General features: G+C 41.2%; 18 protein-coding genes. 3 read left to right on the top strand and 15 right to left on the bottom strand.

What is annotated here, in order from left to right; all coding sequences use genetic code 11:
- Positions 1–24 precede the first annotated feature (24 nt).
- A complete protein-coding gene (locus BXY41_RS21670) occupies positions 25–1434 on the bottom strand; it encodes a PTS transporter subunit EIIC (protein ID WP_104438970.1) in 1410 nt (469 codons plus the stop codon).
- A gap of 190 nt (positions 1435–1624) precedes the next feature.
- On the opposite strand from BXY41_RS21670, the gene BXY41_RS21665 reads away from it, so the two are divergent.
- A complete protein-coding gene (locus tag BXY41_RS21665) occupies positions 1625–2614 on the top strand; it encodes a LacI family DNA-binding transcriptional regulator (protein WP_104438969.1) in 990 nt (329 codons plus the stop codon).
- Between the two features lie 83 nt (positions 2615–2697).
- On the opposite strand, the gene BXY41_RS21660 is transcribed toward BXY41_RS21665, so the two are convergent.
- The 6 genes from BXY41_RS21660 to BXY41_RS21635 form a co-directional block, all read right to left on the bottom strand.
- Positions 2698–3627 carry a bifunctional helix-turn-helix transcriptional regulator/GNAT family N-acetyltransferase gene (locus tag BXY41_RS21660; protein WP_104438968.1) on the bottom strand — a complete coding sequence of 310 codons (930 nt, stop codon included), beginning with the start codon at positions 3625–3627 and terminating at the stop codon, positions 2698–2700.
- Between the two features lie 82 nt (positions 3628–3709).
- Positions 3710–4498, bottom strand: a complete 789-nt coding sequence (locus tag BXY41_RS21655; RefSeq protein ID WP_104438967.1) for an ABC transporter ATP-binding protein — start codon at positions 4496–4498, stop codon at positions 3710–3712.
- Positions 4492–5520, bottom strand: coding sequence for a FecCD family ABC transporter permease (locus BXY41_RS21650; RefSeq protein WP_104438966.1), 1029 nt, complete (start codon positions 5518–5520; stop codon positions 4492–4494). Before BXY41_RS21650 ends, BXY41_RS21655 begins: the two co-directional genes overlap by 7 nt.
- Entirely contained in the window at positions 5483–6439 is a 957-nt protein-coding gene (locus BXY41_RS21645; RefSeq protein WP_104438965.1) for an ABC transporter substrate-binding protein, read from the bottom strand. The genes BXY41_RS21650 and BXY41_RS21645 overlap by 38 nt, the downstream gene beginning before the upstream one ends.
- A complete protein-coding gene (nirJ2, locus tag BXY41_RS21640) occupies positions 6436–7446 on the bottom strand; it encodes a putative heme d1 biosynthesis radical SAM protein NirJ2 (protein ID WP_104438964.1) in 1011 nt (336 codons plus the stop codon). The genes BXY41_RS21645 and nirJ2 overlap by 4 nt, the downstream gene beginning before the upstream one ends.
- Positions 7447–7532: 86 nt before the next feature.
- On the bottom strand, positions 7533–8468 hold the full coding sequence (locus BXY41_RS21635) for a helix-turn-helix transcriptional regulator (protein WP_104438963.1): 936 nt from the start codon (positions 8466–8468) through the stop codon (positions 7533–7535).
- A 93-nt stretch (positions 8469–8561) separates the two neighbouring features.
- Here BXY41_RS21635 and BXY41_RS21630 point away from each other — a divergent pair, with 93 nt between their 5' ends.
- Both BXY41_RS21630 and BXY41_RS21625 read left to right on the top strand, forming a co-directional pair.
- A complete protein-coding gene (locus tag BXY41_RS21630; RefSeq protein ID WP_104438962.1) occupies positions 8562–9017 on the top strand; it encodes a pyridoxamine 5'-phosphate oxidase family protein in 456 nt (151 codons plus the stop codon).
- 43 nt (positions 9018–9060) lie between these two features.
- Complete coding sequence (locus tag BXY41_RS21625; protein WP_104438961.1) at positions 9061–9654, top strand: type 1 glutamine amidotransferase family protein; 594 nt, start codon at positions 9061–9063, stop codon at positions 9652–9654.
- 59 nt (positions 9655–9713) lie between these two features.
- On the opposite strand, the gene gtfA is transcribed toward BXY41_RS21625, so the two are convergent.
- The 8 genes from gtfA to BXY41_RS21590 form a co-directional block, all read right to left on the bottom strand.
- Positions 9714–11153: a sucrose phosphorylase gene (gene gtfA, locus BXY41_RS21620; protein WP_146088590.1), complete on the bottom strand. Its 1440-nt coding sequence runs from the start codon at positions 11151–11153 to the stop codon at positions 9714–9716.
- A 15-nt stretch (positions 11154–11168) separates the two neighbouring features.
- Complete coding sequence (locus tag BXY41_RS21615; RefSeq protein WP_207657088.1) at positions 11169–11996, bottom strand: carbohydrate ABC transporter permease; 828 nt, start codon at positions 11994–11996, stop codon at positions 11169–11171.
- Positions 11993–12277 carry a hypothetical protein gene (locus BXY41_RS27260; protein ID WP_242980315.1) on the bottom strand — a complete coding sequence of 95 codons (285 nt, stop codon included), beginning with the start codon at positions 12275–12277 and terminating at the stop codon, positions 11993–11995. The genes BXY41_RS21615 and BXY41_RS27260 overlap by 4 nt, the downstream gene beginning before the upstream one ends.
- Positions 12262–12879 carry a carbohydrate ABC transporter permease gene (locus tag BXY41_RS21610; RefSeq protein ID WP_242980314.1) on the bottom strand — a complete coding sequence of 206 codons (618 nt, stop codon included), beginning with the start codon at positions 12877–12879 and terminating at the stop codon, positions 12262–12264. The genes BXY41_RS27260 and BXY41_RS21610 overlap by 16 nt, the downstream gene beginning before the upstream one ends.
- Before the next feature lie 20 nt (positions 12880–12899).
- On the bottom strand, positions 12900–14246 hold the full coding sequence (locus BXY41_RS21605) for an ABC transporter substrate-binding protein (RefSeq protein WP_104438959.1): 1347 nt from the start codon (positions 14244–14246) through the stop codon (positions 12900–12902).
- A 141-nt stretch (positions 14247–14387) separates the two neighbouring features.
- Entirely contained in the window at positions 14388–15296 is a 909-nt protein-coding gene (locus BXY41_RS21600) for a helix-turn-helix transcriptional regulator (protein ID WP_104438958.1), read from the bottom strand.
- Positions 15297–15470: 174 nt separating this feature from the next.
- Complete coding sequence (locus BXY41_RS21595; RefSeq protein WP_104438957.1) at positions 15471–16934, bottom strand: glycoside hydrolase family 1 protein; 1464 nt, start codon at positions 16932–16934, stop codon at positions 15471–15473.
- 15 nt (positions 16935–16949) lie between these two features.
- Positions 16950–18791, bottom strand: coding sequence for a beta-glucoside-specific PTS transporter subunit IIABC (locus tag BXY41_RS21590; protein ID WP_104438956.1), 1842 nt, complete (start codon positions 18789–18791; stop codon positions 16950–16952).
- Positions 18792–18837 lie beyond the last annotated feature (46 nt).

Raw genomic sequence — 18837 nt, 5'->3', positions numbered from 1 at the left:
TCTCCTTAGACCTTTTTGCTATGGTCAGTCTACAAGGCTTTCATCAATTTTCATTACATACATAGTAATAAAACCAATAACCGTTCCAGCAATAGTTGTAACAATCAATGCTATGTAATTTTTTATATCACCGCCAAGGAAGCCTGCAAAGGAATAAATACCATTAGCGGTATTAAGTACGTTGGCAGTCAGATGCATGAAGCCAGCAATTAATCCTGTCAGCAGACCGGAAACAACACTTGCGTACAGCGGAGTTCTGTATGGTATCTGCACACCGTATTTGTAGGGCTCTCCAACCCCTCCAATCAGCCATGCAAAAACATACCCGGAATATAATGCACGTTTTTTCTTATCTTTAACCAGTACCAAAACAGCCAGCATGCAACCGAATGTTGCCCAACTTCCGGCAAACATGGCAGGAACAATAAAAGTATCATAACCAAGAGTTGCAAAGCTGGTAACTACAAAAGGAACCAATGCAACGTGCATTCCGCACAATACCAAGAGAGTCCAGCTGCCTGCAAGAACAGCTACAGCAAAAGGACCTGCAATATTATTCAGTGCTACCAGTCCCGTAGCAATTCCATTTCCAAGGTAGTATCCCAGGGGAGCACACAGACAAAGTTCCAGAGGCAGCACAACAAATAATGTAATTAGAGGAACCCCAATCACCTGGATTGTATCAGGAATGTATTTACGTAAAAATTTTTCCACATAAGAACCAAGCCAAATCGTCAGAAAAATAGGAAATACTGTAGATGTATAATTTTGTACAGGCGCCGGTATGCCATACACACTGAACGTTACTCCATCCGCTGCAAACTTCAGCAATGTGGGATGAACCAGTATTGCTCCAAACAACATGCCCATGACCGGTGTCATACCAAAACGTTTGGCAGCTGTATAGCCGATGATAATCGGAAGAAAATAAAATCCGGCATCACCAATTAATGTCAACAGTACAAACATATTACTTTGCGTATCTAAGATTTTAAAAAGATTCGGTCCAAGGACGGAAGCCAGCATCTTTGCCATACCACAGCAAAGAAGTACTGGAATCAGCGGAGTCAAACATCCTGCTAAAGCCCCTATAATATTGTTAATGACACCCATTGCTGTTTTTTTCTGCTTTTTTTCAGCTGTTACTGTTTCACCTGCTTCTGCTCCTACAGATTCCTTTTCAGAAAAACTGCCTGTTTTCTGTAATTCATCGTATACCTTCCCAACCTGGGGACCAATAACCACCTGAACCTGACCACCGTTTCTTACCACACCCAATACGCCATCAATTTTCTTAATTTCATCATCGTTTGCAATTAACTCATCTTTTAATCGGAATCTTAACCTGGTCATACAATGCGTAACATCAATTACATTTAATTTTCCACCTACTGCGTCTAATACACGTTCAGCAATTTTTTTATTGTCTGCCATTTTTCTTAATTATGGATTGCCAGTCATGATCCGGCATTCCCATATCTCCTTCCCCATTTAGTAGACCGGTTTACTTACTTTGTTTAGTATATCGGTCTACTAAATGCTTGTCAAGGTGTTTTTTTTCTGTTATGATAGTTTTATTTAAAGGTACCAAAAATAAATTATCATTTTTGAGGAGAATTTATATATGGCAGGAATCAGAGATGTTGCAGACTTAGCTGGTGTATCCAAAAGCACCGTTTCAATTGTTATAAATGGCAGAAGTGAAGAAAGAAAAATACCGAAAGAAACACAGGAAAAAGTATTGCAGGCAGTAAAGGAATTAAATTATCAGATCAATTTGTCTGCAAAACGTATGCGTGTTCCTGATACACGTAAGACAATTGCTCTATATTGGACAACCGACTTCCGTGATATTATGCTTGCACGTTTTCTAAAAGGGGTTCAGCAGCAGATCAGGAAATCCCAATTATCCTATGATGTTATCATATATCCCTATGAAAATAATACGCTTTCGAAAGAGGATTCCCTTATCAATGTTTCCAGCTTTCATGGGGCATTAATCGCTAACGCCGGCCAGGAAGATCTAAAGTTTCTCTCCACACTAAAGCCAACAGTCCCTATTGTCTTATACAATCGAGTCTTGGAAAATATAAGCAGCGTATATGTAGATGATGGTGTAATAGCACGCGAGGCTTTTGGCCTTCTCAAAAATAAAGGTAAAATTGCCATTGTAAAAGCTCCCCACTCCTTTGAGGGTATGAAAATACGTGACAACACGTTAATGAAACTTTTATATGAAAATTCTCAGAAATATGTGGAGCTTAATGTGGAATCTAATCAATCATATGATGGGTATCAGATTGCTTCTCAGATTGATTTTGAAACAACCAGTGTTATTTATACCGCTAGTGATATGATTGCGCTGGGCATTATGCACTATTGTTACGAACAGCGTATTCGTATTCCTGAGGATATTGAGATACTGTCTATCGGAAATGGTTTAACACACATCGATGAGTTTCTTAGCCCATCCTTAAGCACGATACAAATCCCCATCGAAACAATGGCTGCTGAATGTCTTTTAATGCTTAATAAGCAGTTCCAGAATCCAAAATTGACACATAAGGAAATTCTTCCTAATATAACGCTTAGAAATTCTCTGAAGAATAATTAAACTGTGATCAAAAACTTAATTGTCCGTAGAACTTTCTATAAGAGCTGCAGAAAACCTTAATCCGGTTAATGCAGCTCTTACAATTATATCTCCATTTCGAATTCCAGCCCCAGCAAATCATCTCGCCATGCCCGATTTTCCTTTTCTGCTGTTTTTATAAATCCTGCCTTCGTATACATCCCAATAGCCCTTGTTAAATCATTGGTAGTTTCTAAGTATACCTTCTCAAAGCCTTTTTCTCTTGCAAAAGACATAGCCAGCTCAAAAAGATCTTTCCCAAGTCCGATTCCCCGGTAATTAGGGTGCAGAAGGAACCACCGAAGCTGCGCCCTCTCCCCGCGGCCCACAATACCGATACAGCCAACGATCTCTCCCTCATGCTCTGCACACCAGAGCCTGTCTTTCTCCGGATTATACTGAACCAGAAACTGATAAAAGGATTCTGCAACATATCCCTCGAACGCCACAGAGTAATCGTATTCCTTTTTGTAAATCCATCCATGTAAATAGGTAAGGTAGCCTGCGTCTCCTGGTCTTACATCATCACGAATGGTTATATCACTGCGCCTGATATTTTTCCCTTTCGTCAATATTGTTTCAATGGAAGTCATGTTCCGTGCCAGCATCTTAATCTCTTCCTCAGGAAGGGTCTCCACCAGCTTTTCAATCTGATGGTCGGAACGGTCATTAAACTGATCCTGGTTTTCCTTTCCAAATGGAGTTACGGTAAGATATTGAGAGCGTTTATCTTCTGCCGACTTCTTTTTTTCTATCAGTCCTGATTTTTGAAACTTTTTTAATATTCTGCTTAAGTACCCCACATCCATGGAAAGTGTATCTGCCAGCATGCTGGCGGTGCATTGCTCTGTTTTTTCAATCTCATGGAGAATTCGCACTTCGGAAAGAGAATAAGGGCTGTCCAGGAAATGCTGATTCAGCAATCCAAGGACATTCGTGTAATAACGGTTGAAACTGCGGATAATTCCTACATATTTTTTCAAATAACTTTGCATGGCTTTTCCTCCTGATGTAAAATGATGATTATATCATATCACTACAGTTGCTTTTGTCAATTATTTTATTTGCTTTTATCAACTATATAGTTGTATCAGTATCGGTTGACTGAGTAAAACAATAATAAGAATTCAGATCATCGTTATAAGTACGGACTTCAACGCCAAAAAGAGTTCTTATACTTTCTAAAATATGATGATCACCGGTTTTATGGATTTCAAAAATACTGCCCTGCCGCATAAAAACCAGGGAATCCGAATATTGAAGAGCCAGATTCAAATCATGAAGCACCATCACCACCGTTTTTTTCTGCTTCTTGTTCAGGCTGCGAATCAATTCCATCATTTCATAAGTTACATGAATATCCAGATAGGTAGTTGGTTCATCAAGAAGAATCAGAGGAGTATCCTGATTGTATATCATTGCAAGAAATACTCTCTGCCGCTCTCCGCCCGAAAGCTCCGCCATGTTTTTATGACGAAATTCTTTACACCCGGTTAACTCCATGGCATATTCGCTCATCTCTTCCTCTGCCTTCGTATATCCGGTGAAAGAAGTCTGGTAGGGATATCTGGCTGCTGTCACTGCACGTAAAGCAGTCATATCAGGAATCTGGCTGTTCTGCAGGAGCACGGACACTTCCCTGGCCACCGATTTCTTACTCATAAGTGAAATATTTTTTTCACCCAAAAGGATTTTACCTGTCTGGGGCCTTAGAAGACAGGATGCCAGCTTTAAGACTGTACTTTTCCCACATCCGTTTGGTCCTGCAATTGTAGTTATCTTCCCAGCCTCGATGTCTAAATCCAGATTTGTGATAAACGGTCTGTTTTTATGATAGGAATAGGAAACCCCCTCCATTTTTAACATTCCATATCCCTCCTGTTTCTATTTTTCAGGATGAGATAAAGAAAGAACGGACAGCCCATGAAAGACAGAATAATTCCCACCGGAAGTTCATAAGGAGCAAACAAAGTCCGTGCAAAAAGATCACACAATATGACTAACATTCCTCCAAGAAGTGCGCTGCCCGGCAATACAAAACGGTTATCCGTACCAATTAAAAGTTTTACTCCATGGGGAATAATAAGACCGACAAAACCAATGAGACCGGCAAAGCTGACTGCTGCACCTGCCAATGCTGCTGCAATTACTATAGCCAGACCTCTTATAAGGGGTACGTTCATCCCTAAAGCACTGGCACGTTCCGCACCAAGTCCCAGATGATTCAGTCCTTTTGCAAAGCATAAGGAAAGTAAAATTCCTCCCAGGATGCCAAAAGAGGGATAGATCAGCATAGCAGTCGTAATCCCGGAAAGACCTCCTGCCAGAAAATTACCGGCGCCAACATACGCATCCGGAAATAAGATCAGCACACCGTTCATTCCAGCTGTAAACAGGCTGTTGATCACAAAGCCGGTCAGCACAAGTAATAATTGAGACATTCGACCAGTCATCGCAATCAACAGAATCAGTACCGAAGCGAGCAGCCCACCTAAAAATGCAGCAAAGGGAATCAGATCACGGGCCCCTGGAAATAGTATGGAACAGATCAGTACAAACAGCCCCGCTCCCGCATTAACGCCAATAATATTGGGGCTTGCCAGCGGATTATGAAATACCGTCTGCAGAATTGATCCCGAAACAGCAAGACCGCTTCCTGCAAGCAGCGCTCCCATAACTCTTGGAAGGCGCACCGTCATGAAAATGCGGTAAACCGGGTCCTGGGTACAGCCAGAGGACAAAACCTTAAACAGCACAGTAGGAGGAATATAACTGGCGCCGGAAAATAATCCCAGTAAAACAGATACAGTAAGAAACAAAAAGGAAATCACCAGAAGCCGCCAGCCCTTTTTATCTGCTGCCGCTAAGAATTTCAGAAAGGTAACCATAGCTCTCCCCCCATTTCTCATTGGGCTTATATAAAAACTTCTCTTTGGGAAGAAGAATATAATGCTGATTCTGAACCGCTTTCAAACCATTCCAGGAAGGATTCTTCTCTATGCTTTCTTTTCGGTTTTTATTTGCCTGGGCTTCGTCATTGCCCATGGGGACAACAAAGATATAATCCGGATCTTCTTTGATTATGGCTTCCATGGAAAATTCTTTTAACAGACTTTTATTCTCATCCGCCAGATTGGTACACCCTAAATCCTTTAACATTTTCCCTGTCATACACTCAGAATTTTTTGCCACAACGCCGCCGGAATAGGTAATAAGAAAAAGAACTCTTGGTGAACTTCCGGGGATATTCTTATTGATCACAGCTTCAATCTGCTGCTTTGTTTCCAATCCGTTTTTCTTATATAAATCCTCTCTTCCAGTGATATCCGTACAGATTCGCAGCATGGAAAGATAATCCTCAAAGTAAGTCACATGAAAATAGGCAGCTGTGATTCCTGCCTGTTTCAGCGCTTCCTTTAACGCTGTGTGCTCTTTCGTCTCAGACGACAAAATGACGAGATCAGGATTCAGCCCAATGATTGCCTCCAGATTAGGGCTGTTGTACATCCCAACAGAAATCACGTTCTCAGGAAGTACAAGATCTCTTTCATCAAATGCATCATCGGTCACTCCGCATAGCTCTCCCCCTGCTTTTTGCCAGGTATCCGCAAAGCTTCCCATGAGCGCAACCACACGTTTGGGATTCTTCACCCGGATCTCCTGTCCTAACGCATCCGTAAATTGATAATACCCGGTCTGATCATCTGCATCATTGCTGGCTACAGCCACAGTCCGCGCTGCGCATCCAGATATGAAGGAAGTAAGTATTGTTATTAATACCGTTATTTTCAGCAAACGGAATTTCATTGTACAGGAAATCCCTCCTTCCACCTGGCTCCAAACCCACAGTAACTATCCTCCGCCATATAGTCACCGTCGTGGTAATATCCGGCTCTTGCCCGGCAGCCACCGCAGTCTTCTTTGTAATCACATGTACTGCAGGTGCCCTTATACTCCCTGCTTCTTAACCTTTTAAACACACTGCTCTCATACCAGATTTTATCAAATGATTCCTCCCGGACATCTCCTGCAATTTCCGTCATATATGCACAAGGTCTTACCAGCCCCTCCGGAGTAATCACACAATAAGACAAGCCGGCAAGGCAGCCCTTTTTAAAACGAGTCTGAACCTCCAGTTCCTTTGCCACACGGACAAATTGGGGGGCACAGGTGGGCTTTATATCAATGGGTACATTTTTCTGTTTCTCCATAATGGTTTTTAATAGTGCTTCATATTCCCTTACCTGTAAGGAAGTGTCTTCCAGAAATTTACCTCTCCCCACCGGAATGAGAAAAAATATGTAGTTTGCCATAGCTCCCACATTTACACTAAAATCAATGATATCGCTTACTTCCGCCTGATTCCAGTCCAGAACTGTGGTATGGATCTGAAATGGCAGTCCCACTTTTTTGCAGTTTTCAATTCCTTCCATGGTTAAGCGGAATGCATCGGAGTAGCCTCTGAAATCATTATGCTTTTCTTCATTTAAACTATCCACGCTGATTCCCATGGCTGCAGCACCGCAGTCTTTTAACTTCCTGGCCGTTTCTTCCGTCAGAAGTGTCCCATTGGTTCCAAAGACCGGCCTTAGCCCGGCTTTTGCGGCATGAGATACCAAATGATAAATATCCGGTCGCATCAGTGGCTCTCCCCCACTGAAAATCATGATTCTAAAACCTGCCTTTGCAATTTCCCCAATCATCTTTTCTGCTTCTGCTGTTGTCAGCTCTTTTGTTTTCCTGCTTCCGGCATCCTGGTAACAATGCCTGCATTTTAAATTACACTCGTTGGTTGTCAGCCACGATACAATCATGGATGCACTCCTTTCGTTTTATGCGCCTTTTGCAGTTTCAAAAAAGTACATCCTATCTATATGCCGAGAAGCTATGACATAGAAGCTTATGAAGATTGGTAAAATCCACAGATCTCTGAAGAAAGCTGTCTCATCTTTTCCCGCATTTCCTCCGGCTCCAGACATACACATCTGGTTCCCATGCCAAGCAGATAGCCACAGGCAAGATCGTCCACAGGCATAAATAGTTCAGCTATATAATGATCCGGACCGTCCGGAGTCAGACAGTCTTCCCCGAAACGCGTTATAACTAAATCCCTTACTCCTTCCTGAATCCTCAGCTTTACCCTTGTTAGAGAATTTTCTCTGGTCTGTATCTCATCCAACCGTTCTATGGGAAAATCCCGGATTTCAAATCGCTGGTCTGATATTAAAAGATCGCTCATCCTTAACAGTTTAAAAGTACGAAAATCCCTGCGTGACAGACAATATCCCTGAAGATACCAGGCCTCTCCCTTCCATAGAAGACGATAGGGTTCTACTTCTCTGCTGCTTTTTTTATCTCTGATATCCCGGTATTGGAATGTGAGAAGTCTCTGCTGATCTAACGCATCCTGTATCAGTTCAACTGTGTGAAACAGATTACCGGCATTGAACCAGGGTAAAGCATCTATTTTCATCTGATTTGCACGATATTCCCACTCCTTATGATGTTCCTTTGGAATCATACCCTTTACTTTTGCCAGCGCCGCCATGGTCTGTTCCCCAGGCAGATTATTTTTAATACTGGATAATCCCATCAGAAGTGCGGTGATATCATTTGCCGAGAAAATTCGTTTTTCCACTTTAAATTCTTTCATGATTTCAACGCCGCCACCCGGTCCTGAAGTGGCAAAGATTGGAATTCCCGCCTGATTAATCACTTCTAAATCCCTGTATATTGTCCGCATGGAGACCTCAAACATCTCTGACAGAGATTTTGCGGTTACTTTCTCCCGTTCTAAAAGAATCATGATAATTGCAATCAGTCTGTCTATTTTCATCTCATCACCTTCATTTTTTTAATCAGCTTAAATCATTGACATACAGATGTCAACAATAGGATGTTATACTTTTAAAAAAAGGAGAAATCAAACATGGATAAAATATTTGAAAAAGCATTGGAAGGCCTGGAAAAAGAAATTGGACAAGATAAACTTATGATTCTTGCAACGAGAAATGAGGAAGGCGTTTCTGCCCGAACCGTTAATATTTATACTTACGAGGGATGCTTTTACTTTGTGACAGAAGCTGATTCCAACAAATATGAACAGATAAGCAAAAACAATTCTGTTGCCTTAAGCATTGATGCCATTCAGATCAGAGGTATTGGAACATTGCTATCCCATCCGTTAAGTGATTCCAATGAACGGGTAATAGGTTATATTGAGTCCGGCCTGCCTCATCATTTTGACCGATATAAAGATGATCCTGCTATGAGGCTGATTAAGATTACCCCTTCTTATTCCAGCTTTCTATCAATGGAGACAGGGAACGGTTATGTGATCGATTATAAAAAGCAGACGGCAATGTCCATTAAGCACGAGATGTAATTAAAATCGTAAATCTGGAACAGGTAAAGAACAGGAGAATATTATGAAAAAGAATATATTATTTGTAATTTTAGAAGGATTTGCAGATTGGGAAGCAGCCTATTTATCTACCGCCATCCGTACATTTGATCCGGATCAATACGATGTAAAAACTGTTTCTTTAGAAAAGAAGGCAGTGGAATCCATTGGCGGATTCCGGGTTATTCCTGATTATGATATCCATGATATGCCAAAGGATTATGAAGCTCTCATCCTCATCGGTGGTACCTCTTGGAGAGGGGAATCAGCACAGCAGATCCGGCCCCTGGCAGAAAGATGTTTTCATGATGGAAGAATTTTAGCTGGCATCTGTGATGCTTCCGCATTCCTGGGCACAATTGGGCTGTTAAATGACGTCCGACATACCAGCAATGACTGCGATAATTTAAAGCAGTGGGCCAAAAATGCTTATACTGGAGAGATAAATTATATTGTGGAACCGGCGGTAAGAGATGAAAAAATCATTACTGCAAATGGAGTTTCGCCTTTGGAATTTGCTAGAGAGGTTCTTATGGCATTAAATATTGCGCCAGAAAATGAGATTCTTAATTGGTATCAATTTTATAAATACGGCATTTATAATGGAGATCAGAACTAAGTAAAGCCCAGGGTATTTCCCCGGACCTTACCTATCTGGGGAAATACCCCATAATATAATTAGAGCTTAAGCCTCTGCGTAATTCCCTGTTCCATATAACAAATGGAAAAATCCAAATCTGCAAAATTGCAGATCAGCTCTGCCCACTTATCATCTGTAGTTCTTCTCATAATTAAGATCCCCTCTGAAGGAACAGTAACCTCCAGATCTCCATCAAATGCACCGAACGTATTTCTAAATTGCATCAGGGATCTTAATTTTTTCACAACATCTCTCTGAGCGCAGTCTCTGATTTCTTCCACCGTATAATTATGGCGGTTAATGGACCTGTGATCTTCTGACTGTTCCAAAGCTGCATAATCATTTTCCCCTGCCAGCATTCCAACGTAATACACCTGAGGGATTCCCGGCGCAAAGAACTGCACCGCACGGGCAAGTAAATATGCCTGCTCATTTTCATGAAGCGCTGAAAAGTAGGTTGTGTAAAGCTGATATGCCTTTTTAAACCGTTTCTTCTCCGGGTTCAGCGGCTTAAACTGATAGCTTAAGCGGTCTTCGATCCGTTCAATTAATGCGGCGGCTTCCTCTTCATTTACCCAGTCATAGGCATCATATACACCAATTCCGTCATGAGTATCCAAAACCGTGAATTGTGTACGGGGAGCTGCTTCCAGCCAGCCTGCCAGCTTTTTTGTGTCCCCGGTATAGATGGCATGAAGCATCAGGAACGGCAGTACAAAATCATAGCTCCAGACCTGATGCTCCTCTAACTTCTTTGCTGTCTCCCATGTATCATGGATTTCCGGCAGAAGCCATGCCCTGTCACCGGCCATTCCGGTTATCTCATCAATCACGTTCCAGATATCGGGTTCAACCATAAAACAGCTTGTATCCCGTTTTTTCACCACATAGCCAAGTGCATCAAGGCGGATAATGCTGATACCATTTAAGGCAAGATGATTGAAATTCTCTCTCAAGAATTTTTTTGCTGTCTCTGTCCGAAGATCCAGATCAATCTGCTCATTGGTAAAGGTACACCAAAGCTTCACAGTCTTTCCATCTGCCCGGACAAAGCTCTGGTATGGCTCTCCATCCTTTCGCCGGTAGAGCAGGTTTATATCCTGTTCATCCGGTCTTCCTTCTCCCCAGAACTGCTCATAATCAAGGAACATGTCCGCAAAAGGAGAAGCTTCGCCTTTCTCAAGATAATCCAGAAATTCTTTACTCCTTTTGGAAACATGATTTACCATCACATCACACATGAGATAATATGTTTCTGACAGTTTTTTAATATCAGCCCAGTCTCCAAAAGCAGGTTCTACCGTTTCATACGTAATGGGGGAAAATCCCCGGTCTCCGCTGGAAGGAAAAAAGGGCAGAATATGTATCCCTCCAACGGCATCTTCAAAATATTCTTTCAGTACATTTCTTAATGTAACAAGATTTCCTCCAATGCTGTCCGGATAAGTTATCAGCATTATTTTGTTTGATATATTCAAGTCAGCTTACCTCCATTATTTAATAGCCCCATCCATGACCCCTGTCACAATCTGCTTCTGAAGGAAAAGATAAATTACAACAACAGGCAAAACACTTAAAATTAAAGCAGCCATTGCCAGTCCCAGTTCCGCGGTATATTCACCAAAGAAATAGAATGTGGAAAGGGGAATTGTCCTGTTTTTATCTTTGATGAGAACTAAAGAAGGAAGAAGAAAATCATTCCAGATCCATAATATATTAACAATTAATATTGTGGTTGTAATTGGCTTCAAATTGGGGAATACGATTTTCCAGAAGCAGTAAAAATGGGAACAGCCATCAATCAGCGCCGCTTCCTCCATCTCTCTTGATATCCCTTTCATAAAGCCGTGATACATAAACGTAGTCATTGGCATACCAAAGCCCATGTAGAAAAATATCAGGGCTGTCCGGCTGTTCATAAGTCCCAGTTTTCCAAAAATACTGACAAACGGAATCATTAATGACTGGAACGGTATAATCATGGCGCAGATTAATACTGTAAAAATAATTTTGTTGGCTTTAAAGTCCCAGCGAACCAGCATATAAGAAAGCATTGCACCAAATACAATCAGCAGAATCTGAGAAAATGCCGTGATATAAGCGGTATTCATGAGAACTGTACCGAATTTCATGGTCACCCAGGCTTTTGTAAAATTGGCCAGTGACAGGGCATGAGGAAGTGCCATAGGGTTTTTAATAATTTCAATTCTTGGTTTTAACGCATTAATCAGGACAAGAAAGAAAGGTAAAAGCATAAAAACTAAAAACAGAAAAGCGAAAAACTGTTTTATCAGGGAGTTGATTCTTCTTTGTGTCATCATATGGCATCAACCTCCTTCTTCTTTAAAACTGCTACCTGGGCAACCGCAATAACAGCAACCAGTATAAACAGTAAAAATGCCTTTGCCTGACCTGGACCCATATTCTGGTTTAAGAATGCTTCATTGTAGACATGCATGGAAATCAGCTCCGTGGTATTGTAAGGCCCGCCCTTTGTCAGGGATAAGTTCACATCATAAACCATAAATGCCTTTCTCAGTGTGAGAAACAGCGTGATGGTAAATGCCGGCACCATCATGGGTATTTTTATTTTCTGAAGCATCTGAAAGGGGCTGGCCCCATCCGCGCCGCTTCAATCAGACTTTTATCAATTCCAACAAAGCCCGCAATATAAATTAACATCATATAACCAGCATTCTGCCAGACACCTACGATGATCAGCGCCCATAAAGCTGCGTGAGGCTGTGTCAGCCAGCTGATTTCAAAAAATGGGATTCCGGTCTTGGTACCGAAATAAACAAATACTCTGGAGAAGATGAACTGCCAGATATATCCTAAAATTACGCCGCCGATCAGATTAGGCGTAAAATACCCCGCTCTGTAAAAATTCTGTCCCTTCATACCACTGGTTACCAGCAAACCGAATAAAAAAGCAGATGTATTTGTTAAAATCATAACAAAGAAAACATAATAAAACGTTTTACCCAGGGAACCCCAGAATGCGGGGTCCCTGACTGCTGAAATATAATTTCCGATTCCTATAAACTCAATTTTGCTGTCTAAGGAACCATTCCAATTGGTAAGCGATAAAAACAGACCGGAAAAGAAAGGGATGAGTACTACGATACCAAAAACCAACAGAGGGATTAACCCAAATGTAGCAAAAACCTGAAAACTTTTCAAATTTGATTTTTCTTTATACATAATATCTCCCATTTCATCTTTTATTTCTTGAAGAATTCCACCCATTTATCCTTAAACTGATTGGCAACATCGGCTCTGGTTATTTTTCCATCCAGATATTGCTGCATGGTTGCACCAAACTGATTCATAACACCAGCTGGGAAATAATCGCTCATTCTCTCCAGAGTATTTCCCTGTTCCATGTAAGAAACAATCTGCTTTGCTACCGGATTAGCAGGCTGTATCTCAAAACCTTCAAAAATAGGTACAAACATGAGGGTGTTGACATAGGAATCCTGACCTTCTTTGGAAGTAACCAGCCAGTTAAAGAAATCGATGGCTGCTGCCTGCTGTTCCGGTTTGGACTGCTTTGCGTCAATGGCAAACATGGAGTAAGATAATACAATTTCCTTATTTCCAACAGCTGAATCGTCATCTCCCATTGGATAAGGCATCAGGCCAACCTGGGCATCCGGGTTAATATCTACAATGTTTGGATAAATATAATTACCGATGGGCCAGAAAGCAACTTCATCACTGGCCATTGTTAACTGATCATCTTCGTAAGCATTCGCAAGTGGTGACTTGGCGTATTTATTATATTTCATGAGAAGATCAAAGGTATCCATCCAGTTGTTAAACACCTGGCTGTCAGCAAAATTGTATTCTCCCTTGCGGCATGCCTCAATGACAGCCTGTCTCTCATCGTAGTTCTTACTTACTGCGCCATATAAAACAGAAGTCAGATGAGAGCCTAACAGCCAGTCCTTATTGGTGATCTGAACCGGTGCATAGTCAGTCTTTGAAATCTCTTCTAAAAGCTGCGCAAAATCTTTTCTTGATTTAATGGAGGATGGATCAAACTCTTTTCCAGTCGCTGCCTCAATTACTTTCTTGTTATACATAATGCCGATTCCTTCAGCGGTTGTTGGAACAGCAAGAACTTTTCCGTCCGATTTCGTCTTGTCCTGTGCCCAGCTATAAACTTTTTTAGCAAAATCGGTATCTGTAATATCTAAGAAATTATCTTTAAAGGATGTAAATTCCGGTCCTCCAACCATAGTGATGGTAGGCGCATTCCCAGATGCATATAGGGATGTGAGTTTTTCGTATATCGTCTGTCCTGACAATGGAATTGCAGTAATTGTTACATTGGGATGAGATTCTGTGTAACGTTTGAATGTCTCTTCAAACTGGGGAACAATTTCCGGTTTTGTTACCAGGAAACTAATCTCCACCTTTTCCCCGCTTCCTTTGCTCTCACTGGTTTGTTCTGCTGCTTTTGTGTCTTCCTGTTTTGCAGGAGCCGTTTCTTTCACGGAACCGGAGCAGGCAGTCAGCGATGCTGCCATAACACCAGCCAATAAAAAACTTATAGCCTTTTTCATAAATAATCCTCCTTCTCATTGTACATATTGCCATTTTTCTCTGAGATCCATTACAATCTCTTGTATAAATTATAACATTATGAATCCAGAATAAATAACGAAAACTGGCGTGAACATTGCAAATGTTGACAATTTCCGACTTTAATGTTTCTTATTAATCTGATCCCGGTCCACCGCCAGCTGTATGGTACTGTTATGACTTTGAATCATATAGTTCTTATAGTCTCTGGGGGACATTTGGTACGCAGATTTAAATGCCCGGAAAAAGTTAGAATAATCATCAAACCCGCTTAGTTTATAGATATCCTGTATTCTTGCACCCTCCATCAGATAATTCCTTGCAATAATCAGCCGCCGCTTTTTGCAGTAATCCATGATGGTCATTCTTGTATGCTTTTTAAATTTCCTCATAAGATGATATTTATTCATAAAGAAATGCTGTGCAATCATATCCAGAGTGATCGGTTCCATATAATGCTGGTCAATATAATCCATAATGGATTGAATCATCTCATCGTTTTCAAACGTAGTCTCTTCCACTGACTGAGAATTCTGGCTATATCGGCAAAAAAGCAGCAAAAGCTGGCTTAAATAACTCTCCTGAAGATAGGAACTTGCAAAATCCACCGCTTCACTCTCCCGGCACATTTTTCTGAAAATGGATTCGATCTCTTCACTCTGCTGTCCGGGGAGACGGAATATCTCTGTTTTGCTCTCCTTTCCTATCATTGTATTATATTCAATTTTTCCACCCAGCAATGTCTCCAGGTAATTATATTCCAGCCATAAGACAAACCGCCGGTACGGTTTTGTCATATCCTTAATCACAGCCCGATGTAAACGCTGATTGTTAATCAGTACAATATCTCCGTGTTTCAGGGTATAGATCCTGCTGTCAATGATATAATCGCAGTCTCCTTCCGCATGGTAATAAATTTCAAGAAAATCATGGTAATGGAGAGGATGATCCACAGAAGGAATATTATCCTTATAAAAAACTTCGTAATTAGGTGAATCCATATTATCTTTGATATACAACGTATTTTCCAAATGATCTCCGTTCTGCCTACCGAATTACGATATCGGACTAAGCTGATATTCTTATATTATTATCAGCATACCAAATCAGATCATACAATTCAATGCCAACTGAAAGATCTGATAAAACATAAAAACGAGCGTTGATATGTCCATTTGGAACAATCAACGCTCATCTTTTGTTTATCAGATTACTTCTCCATTTGATTCGATTACTTTTTTATACCAGAAAAAGGAATCTTTTCGTATTCTCTTTAAACTTCCATTTCCCCTGTCATCCTGATCCACATAGATCATTCCATAACGTTTGCTCATCTGAGAAGTCCCACAGCTGATTAAGTCAATACAGCCCCAGGATGTATATCCCATTAACTCCACTCCGTCACAGACTGCTTCTTTCATCTGCCGGATATGCTCACCCATATATTCAATCCGGTAAGGATCATGTACTGTTTCATCTGACTCCAGAGTATCCACCGCTCCTAAGCCATTCTCAACCACAAACAGCGGTACCTGATATCTGTCCCATAACTTATTTAATGTAATCCTTAATCCAATGGGATCAATGGGCCAGCCCCAATCCGATAATTTAATATAAGGATTCTTTATCTTAGATACAAGATGTCCGGAAAGTTCCTTTGCATCCGGGCCTCCTTTTGTTACATAGGTCATGTAATAGCTGAAGGAGATAAAGTCTGCAGTATTTGACCGGATAATTTCAAAATCCTCCGGAAGAGTCTCAAACTCTATTCCATTTTCCGCAAAATAACGTTTCATATAAGCCGGATACTCTCCCCGCACCTGTACGTCCGGATAGAACAGATTGATATGATCCTCCTTAAGCGCCTGAAGCTGGTCCTCAGGATTACATGTCTCTGCATAAGTTTCCAGCCTGCATATCATACATCCGATTTTTGCCTGGGGCATGATCTTCTTTCCAATCTGAATGGCCAGCGAACTGGCAACAAACTGGTAATGAGAAGCCTGATATGCGGCTGCCTCCTGATTGGAAACCAGATCAGGCAGAGTTCCTGCACCGGTATAAAGGCTGTTAAGATTCATATTCATCTCATTAAATGTAATCCAGTATGTGACCTTATCTTTATACCTTTCAAAACATGTTTCCGCAAATCTGGTAAACAGGGGGATCAGTTCTCTGCTCTGCCAGCCATTGTATTTCTTTGTAAGCTCAATGGGCATCTCATAATGTGACAGCGTAACCAATGGCTCTATCCCATATTTTTTTAGTTCATCAAATACAAGATCATAAAATTTAAGGCCCTTCTCATTGGGCTTTTCCTCCATACCGGTAGGGAAAATTCTTGCCCAGGATATGGAGAGCCGGAATACTTTAAATCCCATCTCAGCAAATAATCTGATATCTTCTTTATAATGATGATAAAAATCAATTCCCCAGCGTTTGGGAAATAAATAACCGGATTCATTTGCGGTATATTCTAAAAGCTCCTGTGAACTTACATTAAAAGTGAAATTATTAACTTCTCCGCCTGCATATGGATCTTTATAAGCGGCAAAATCGGATGTTGACAATCCTTTTCCGTCTTCTAAATAAGCACCTTCCACCTGATTGGCAGCAACTGCGCCTCCCCACAGAAAGCCTTCTGGAAAACCTTTTTTTAACTGATTCATTCTAGTTCCTCCTGATTAGTATTTTTTTGAGATTTCTTCTTGCCTGGGGGTAATTTGCAAAACAGGGTCAGAAAAACACACCGTTTCTTGATTTGTCATATTTTTTACTGCATCATACACTGCCGTATTCGTAATCAGAACGGGAGAAATTAAGTCAAATCCTGCATTCTTGATTTTTTCCATGTCAAACAAAAGGAGGGAATCTCCCTTTTTTACCTTCTGTCCTTCCTTTACAAGCAGTTCAAAACCATCTCCGCCCAGATTTACGGTATCAATTCCGATGTGAATCAAAAGTTCGACTCCCTCATCTGATGTCAGACCGATTGCATGCCTGCTGTCTGTAATAGCTGAAACAATCCCCTGAAACGGTGCTTTTACAACGCCTTCTGATGGTATGATTCCAACCCCCTGCCCAACAATCCCATCTGCAAAGGTCTTGTCCGGCACTTCGGAAAGGGGAACCAGTTTTCCTGTTAAAGGGGATCCGATCTCCATTTTGGACACTTTGTTTTCAAAATTTGACAATAAGGTCAGAATAAAAGCAACCACAAAGCTGCAGCCAATACCAAGTAAAGCGAAGAGAAAGTTTTTTGTCCCATGCTCAACATAAGACGGTAATGCGGTGATTCCTGGAACAGAAAATGAGAAAGCCTTTACTGCAAAGGTTCCATAAATCCCTCCTCCTACTGCACCTCCCGCAAGAGCTGCATAAAAGGGTTTTTTCAGCTTCAGGGTCACTCCATAGATTGCAGGCTCTGTGATACCAAATAATGCAGACACCGTTGTAGAAAAAGCAAGTGACTTCATCTTAGAATCCTTTGATTTGACTGCCACACCCAAAGCAGCTCCTGTCTGAGCCATATTTCCCACCAGATTTAAGGGAAGCAGAATCGTATCATAACCCAGCTTACTGAAGTTTAAGAACGTGCTTGGAAAAAAGGCATAATGCATACCTGTTATAACGATCAAAGGCATGATTCCCCCTAATAGTGCGCCTGCCAGAGGTCCCGCTATTTTATAAAGGTAAGAAAAGAAAAGCTGTACGTAAACACCAATATAACTGCCTAACGGTGCAACCACCACAAGGACAAGAACCGCATCCGTAAAGAGTACCACCAGAGGTGTCACAATTACCTTTAAAAAATCAGGTACGATCCGATCCACAGCCTTGTAGATGTAGCTCATTAAAAATACACCTAAGATGATGGGAATCACCGTTGAACTGTAATTGATCATAGGGATTTTTAAACCCAGCAGACTTAAGGAGGCAACCTCTCCAGATACCGCATATTGTATTATGGTGGGATACATGATGACTCCGGCAATGGTAACTGCCAGGAACTCATTGGTCTTAAACTTTTTCGCCGAAGAAAAAGCCACTAAAAAAGGCAGAAAATAAAAAGGTGCGTCTGCAATCATGTTTAACACTGCATAACCGGAATCTTCAGGGGCCATCAGTTTGCAGGCAATGATCAGAGACAGCACTCCCTTTAACAAACCTGCACCCACTATTGCCGGAAGAATTGGTGCAAATATTCCTGATATTATATCAAAAACTGCATCAATTAAATGTTTCTTTTTTACCGGCCGGGTCTTTGCAGATGCCCCCTGGTTACCCAGAACCTGAGCTACTGACTCATATACTTCTGCTACCTTGTTACCAATAATCACCTGAAACTGTCCATTCTGATACTGTGCACCCATTACGCTCCCCAGTGCCTTTAACCCATCCAGATTGACCTTTTCTTCGTCTGCCACATTAAAACGCAGACGGGTGATACAATGCCAGCTTTGCAGAATATTTTCCTTCCCGCCAAGTTCCTGCACAATTTTTTCTGCTAATTCCTTTTTGTCCATATAACGCTCCTCCTAAGATGAAGTAGAAATTTATTATTACCCCTCA

Source organism: Lacrimispora xylanisolvens, assembly GCF_002934545.1.
Lineage (GTDB): Bacteria > Bacillota > Clostridia > Lachnospirales > Lachnospiraceae > Lacrimispora > Lacrimispora xylanisolvens.
This window is presented reverse-complemented; position numbering and strand designations above follow the sequence as displayed.

What these genes read in the sequence shown, in the direction of transcription:
- BXY41_RS21670 (WP_104438970.1), bottom strand. Translation starts at nt 1,434, where the DNA reads ATGGCAGACAATAAAAAAATTGCTGAACGTGTATTAGACGCAGTAGGT.
- BXY41_RS21665 (WP_104438969.1), top strand. Translation starts at nt 1,625, where the DNA reads ATGGCAGGAATCAGAGATGTTGCAGACTTAGCTGGTGTATCCAAAAGC.
- BXY41_RS21660 (WP_104438968.1), bottom strand. Translation starts at nt 3,627, where the DNA reads ATGCAAAGTTATTTGAAAAAATATGTAGGAATTATCCGCAGTTTCAAC.
- BXY41_RS21655 (WP_104438967.1), bottom strand. Translation starts at nt 4,498, where the DNA reads ATGTTAAAAATGGAGGGGGTTTCCTATTCCTATCATAAAAACAGACCG.
- BXY41_RS21650 (WP_104438966.1), bottom strand. Translation starts at nt 5,520, where the DNA reads ATGGTTACCTTTCTGAAATTCTTAGCGGCAGCAGATAAAAAGGGCTGG.
- BXY41_RS21645 (WP_104438965.1), bottom strand. Translation starts at nt 6,439, where the DNA reads ATGAAATTCCGTTTGCTGAAAATAACGGTATTAATAACAATACTTACT.
- nirJ2 (WP_104438964.1), bottom strand. Translation starts at nt 7,446, where the DNA reads ATGATTGTATCGTGGCTGACAACCAACGAGTGTAATTTAAAATGCAGG.
- BXY41_RS21635 (WP_104438963.1), bottom strand. Translation starts at nt 8,468, where the DNA reads ATGAAAATAGACAGACTGATTGCAATTATCATGATTCTTTTAGAACGG.
- BXY41_RS21630 (WP_104438962.1), top strand. Translation starts at nt 8,562, where the DNA reads ATGGATAAAATATTTGAAAAAGCATTGGAAGGCCTGGAAAAAGAAATT.
- BXY41_RS21625 (WP_104438961.1), top strand. Translation starts at nt 9,061, where the DNA reads ATGAAAAAGAATATATTATTTGTAATTTTAGAAGGATTTGCAGATTGG.
- BXY41_RS21615 (WP_207657088.1), bottom strand. Translation starts at nt 11,996, where the DNA reads ATGATGACACAAAGAAGAATCAACTCCCTGATAAAACAGTTTTTCGCT.
- BXY41_RS27260 (WP_242980315.1), bottom strand. Translation starts at nt 12,277, where the DNA reads ATGCTTCAGAAAATAAAAATACCCATGATGGTGCCGGCATTTACCATC.
- BXY41_RS21610 (WP_242980314.1), bottom strand. Translation starts at nt 12,879, where the DNA reads ATGTATAAAGAAAAATCAAATTTGAAAAGTTTTCAGGTTTTTGCTACA.
- BXY41_RS21605 (WP_104438959.1), bottom strand. Translation starts at nt 14,246, where the DNA reads ATGAAAAAGGCTATAAGTTTTTTATTGGCTGGTGTTATGGCAGCATCG.
- BXY41_RS21595 (WP_104438957.1), bottom strand. Translation starts at nt 16,934, where the DNA reads ATGAATCAGTTAAAAAAAGGTTTTCCAGAAGGCTTTCTGTGGGGAGGC.
- BXY41_RS21590 (WP_104438956.1), bottom strand. Translation starts at nt 18,791, where the DNA reads ATGGACAAAAAGGAATTAGCAGAAAAAATTGTGCAGGAACTTGGCGGG.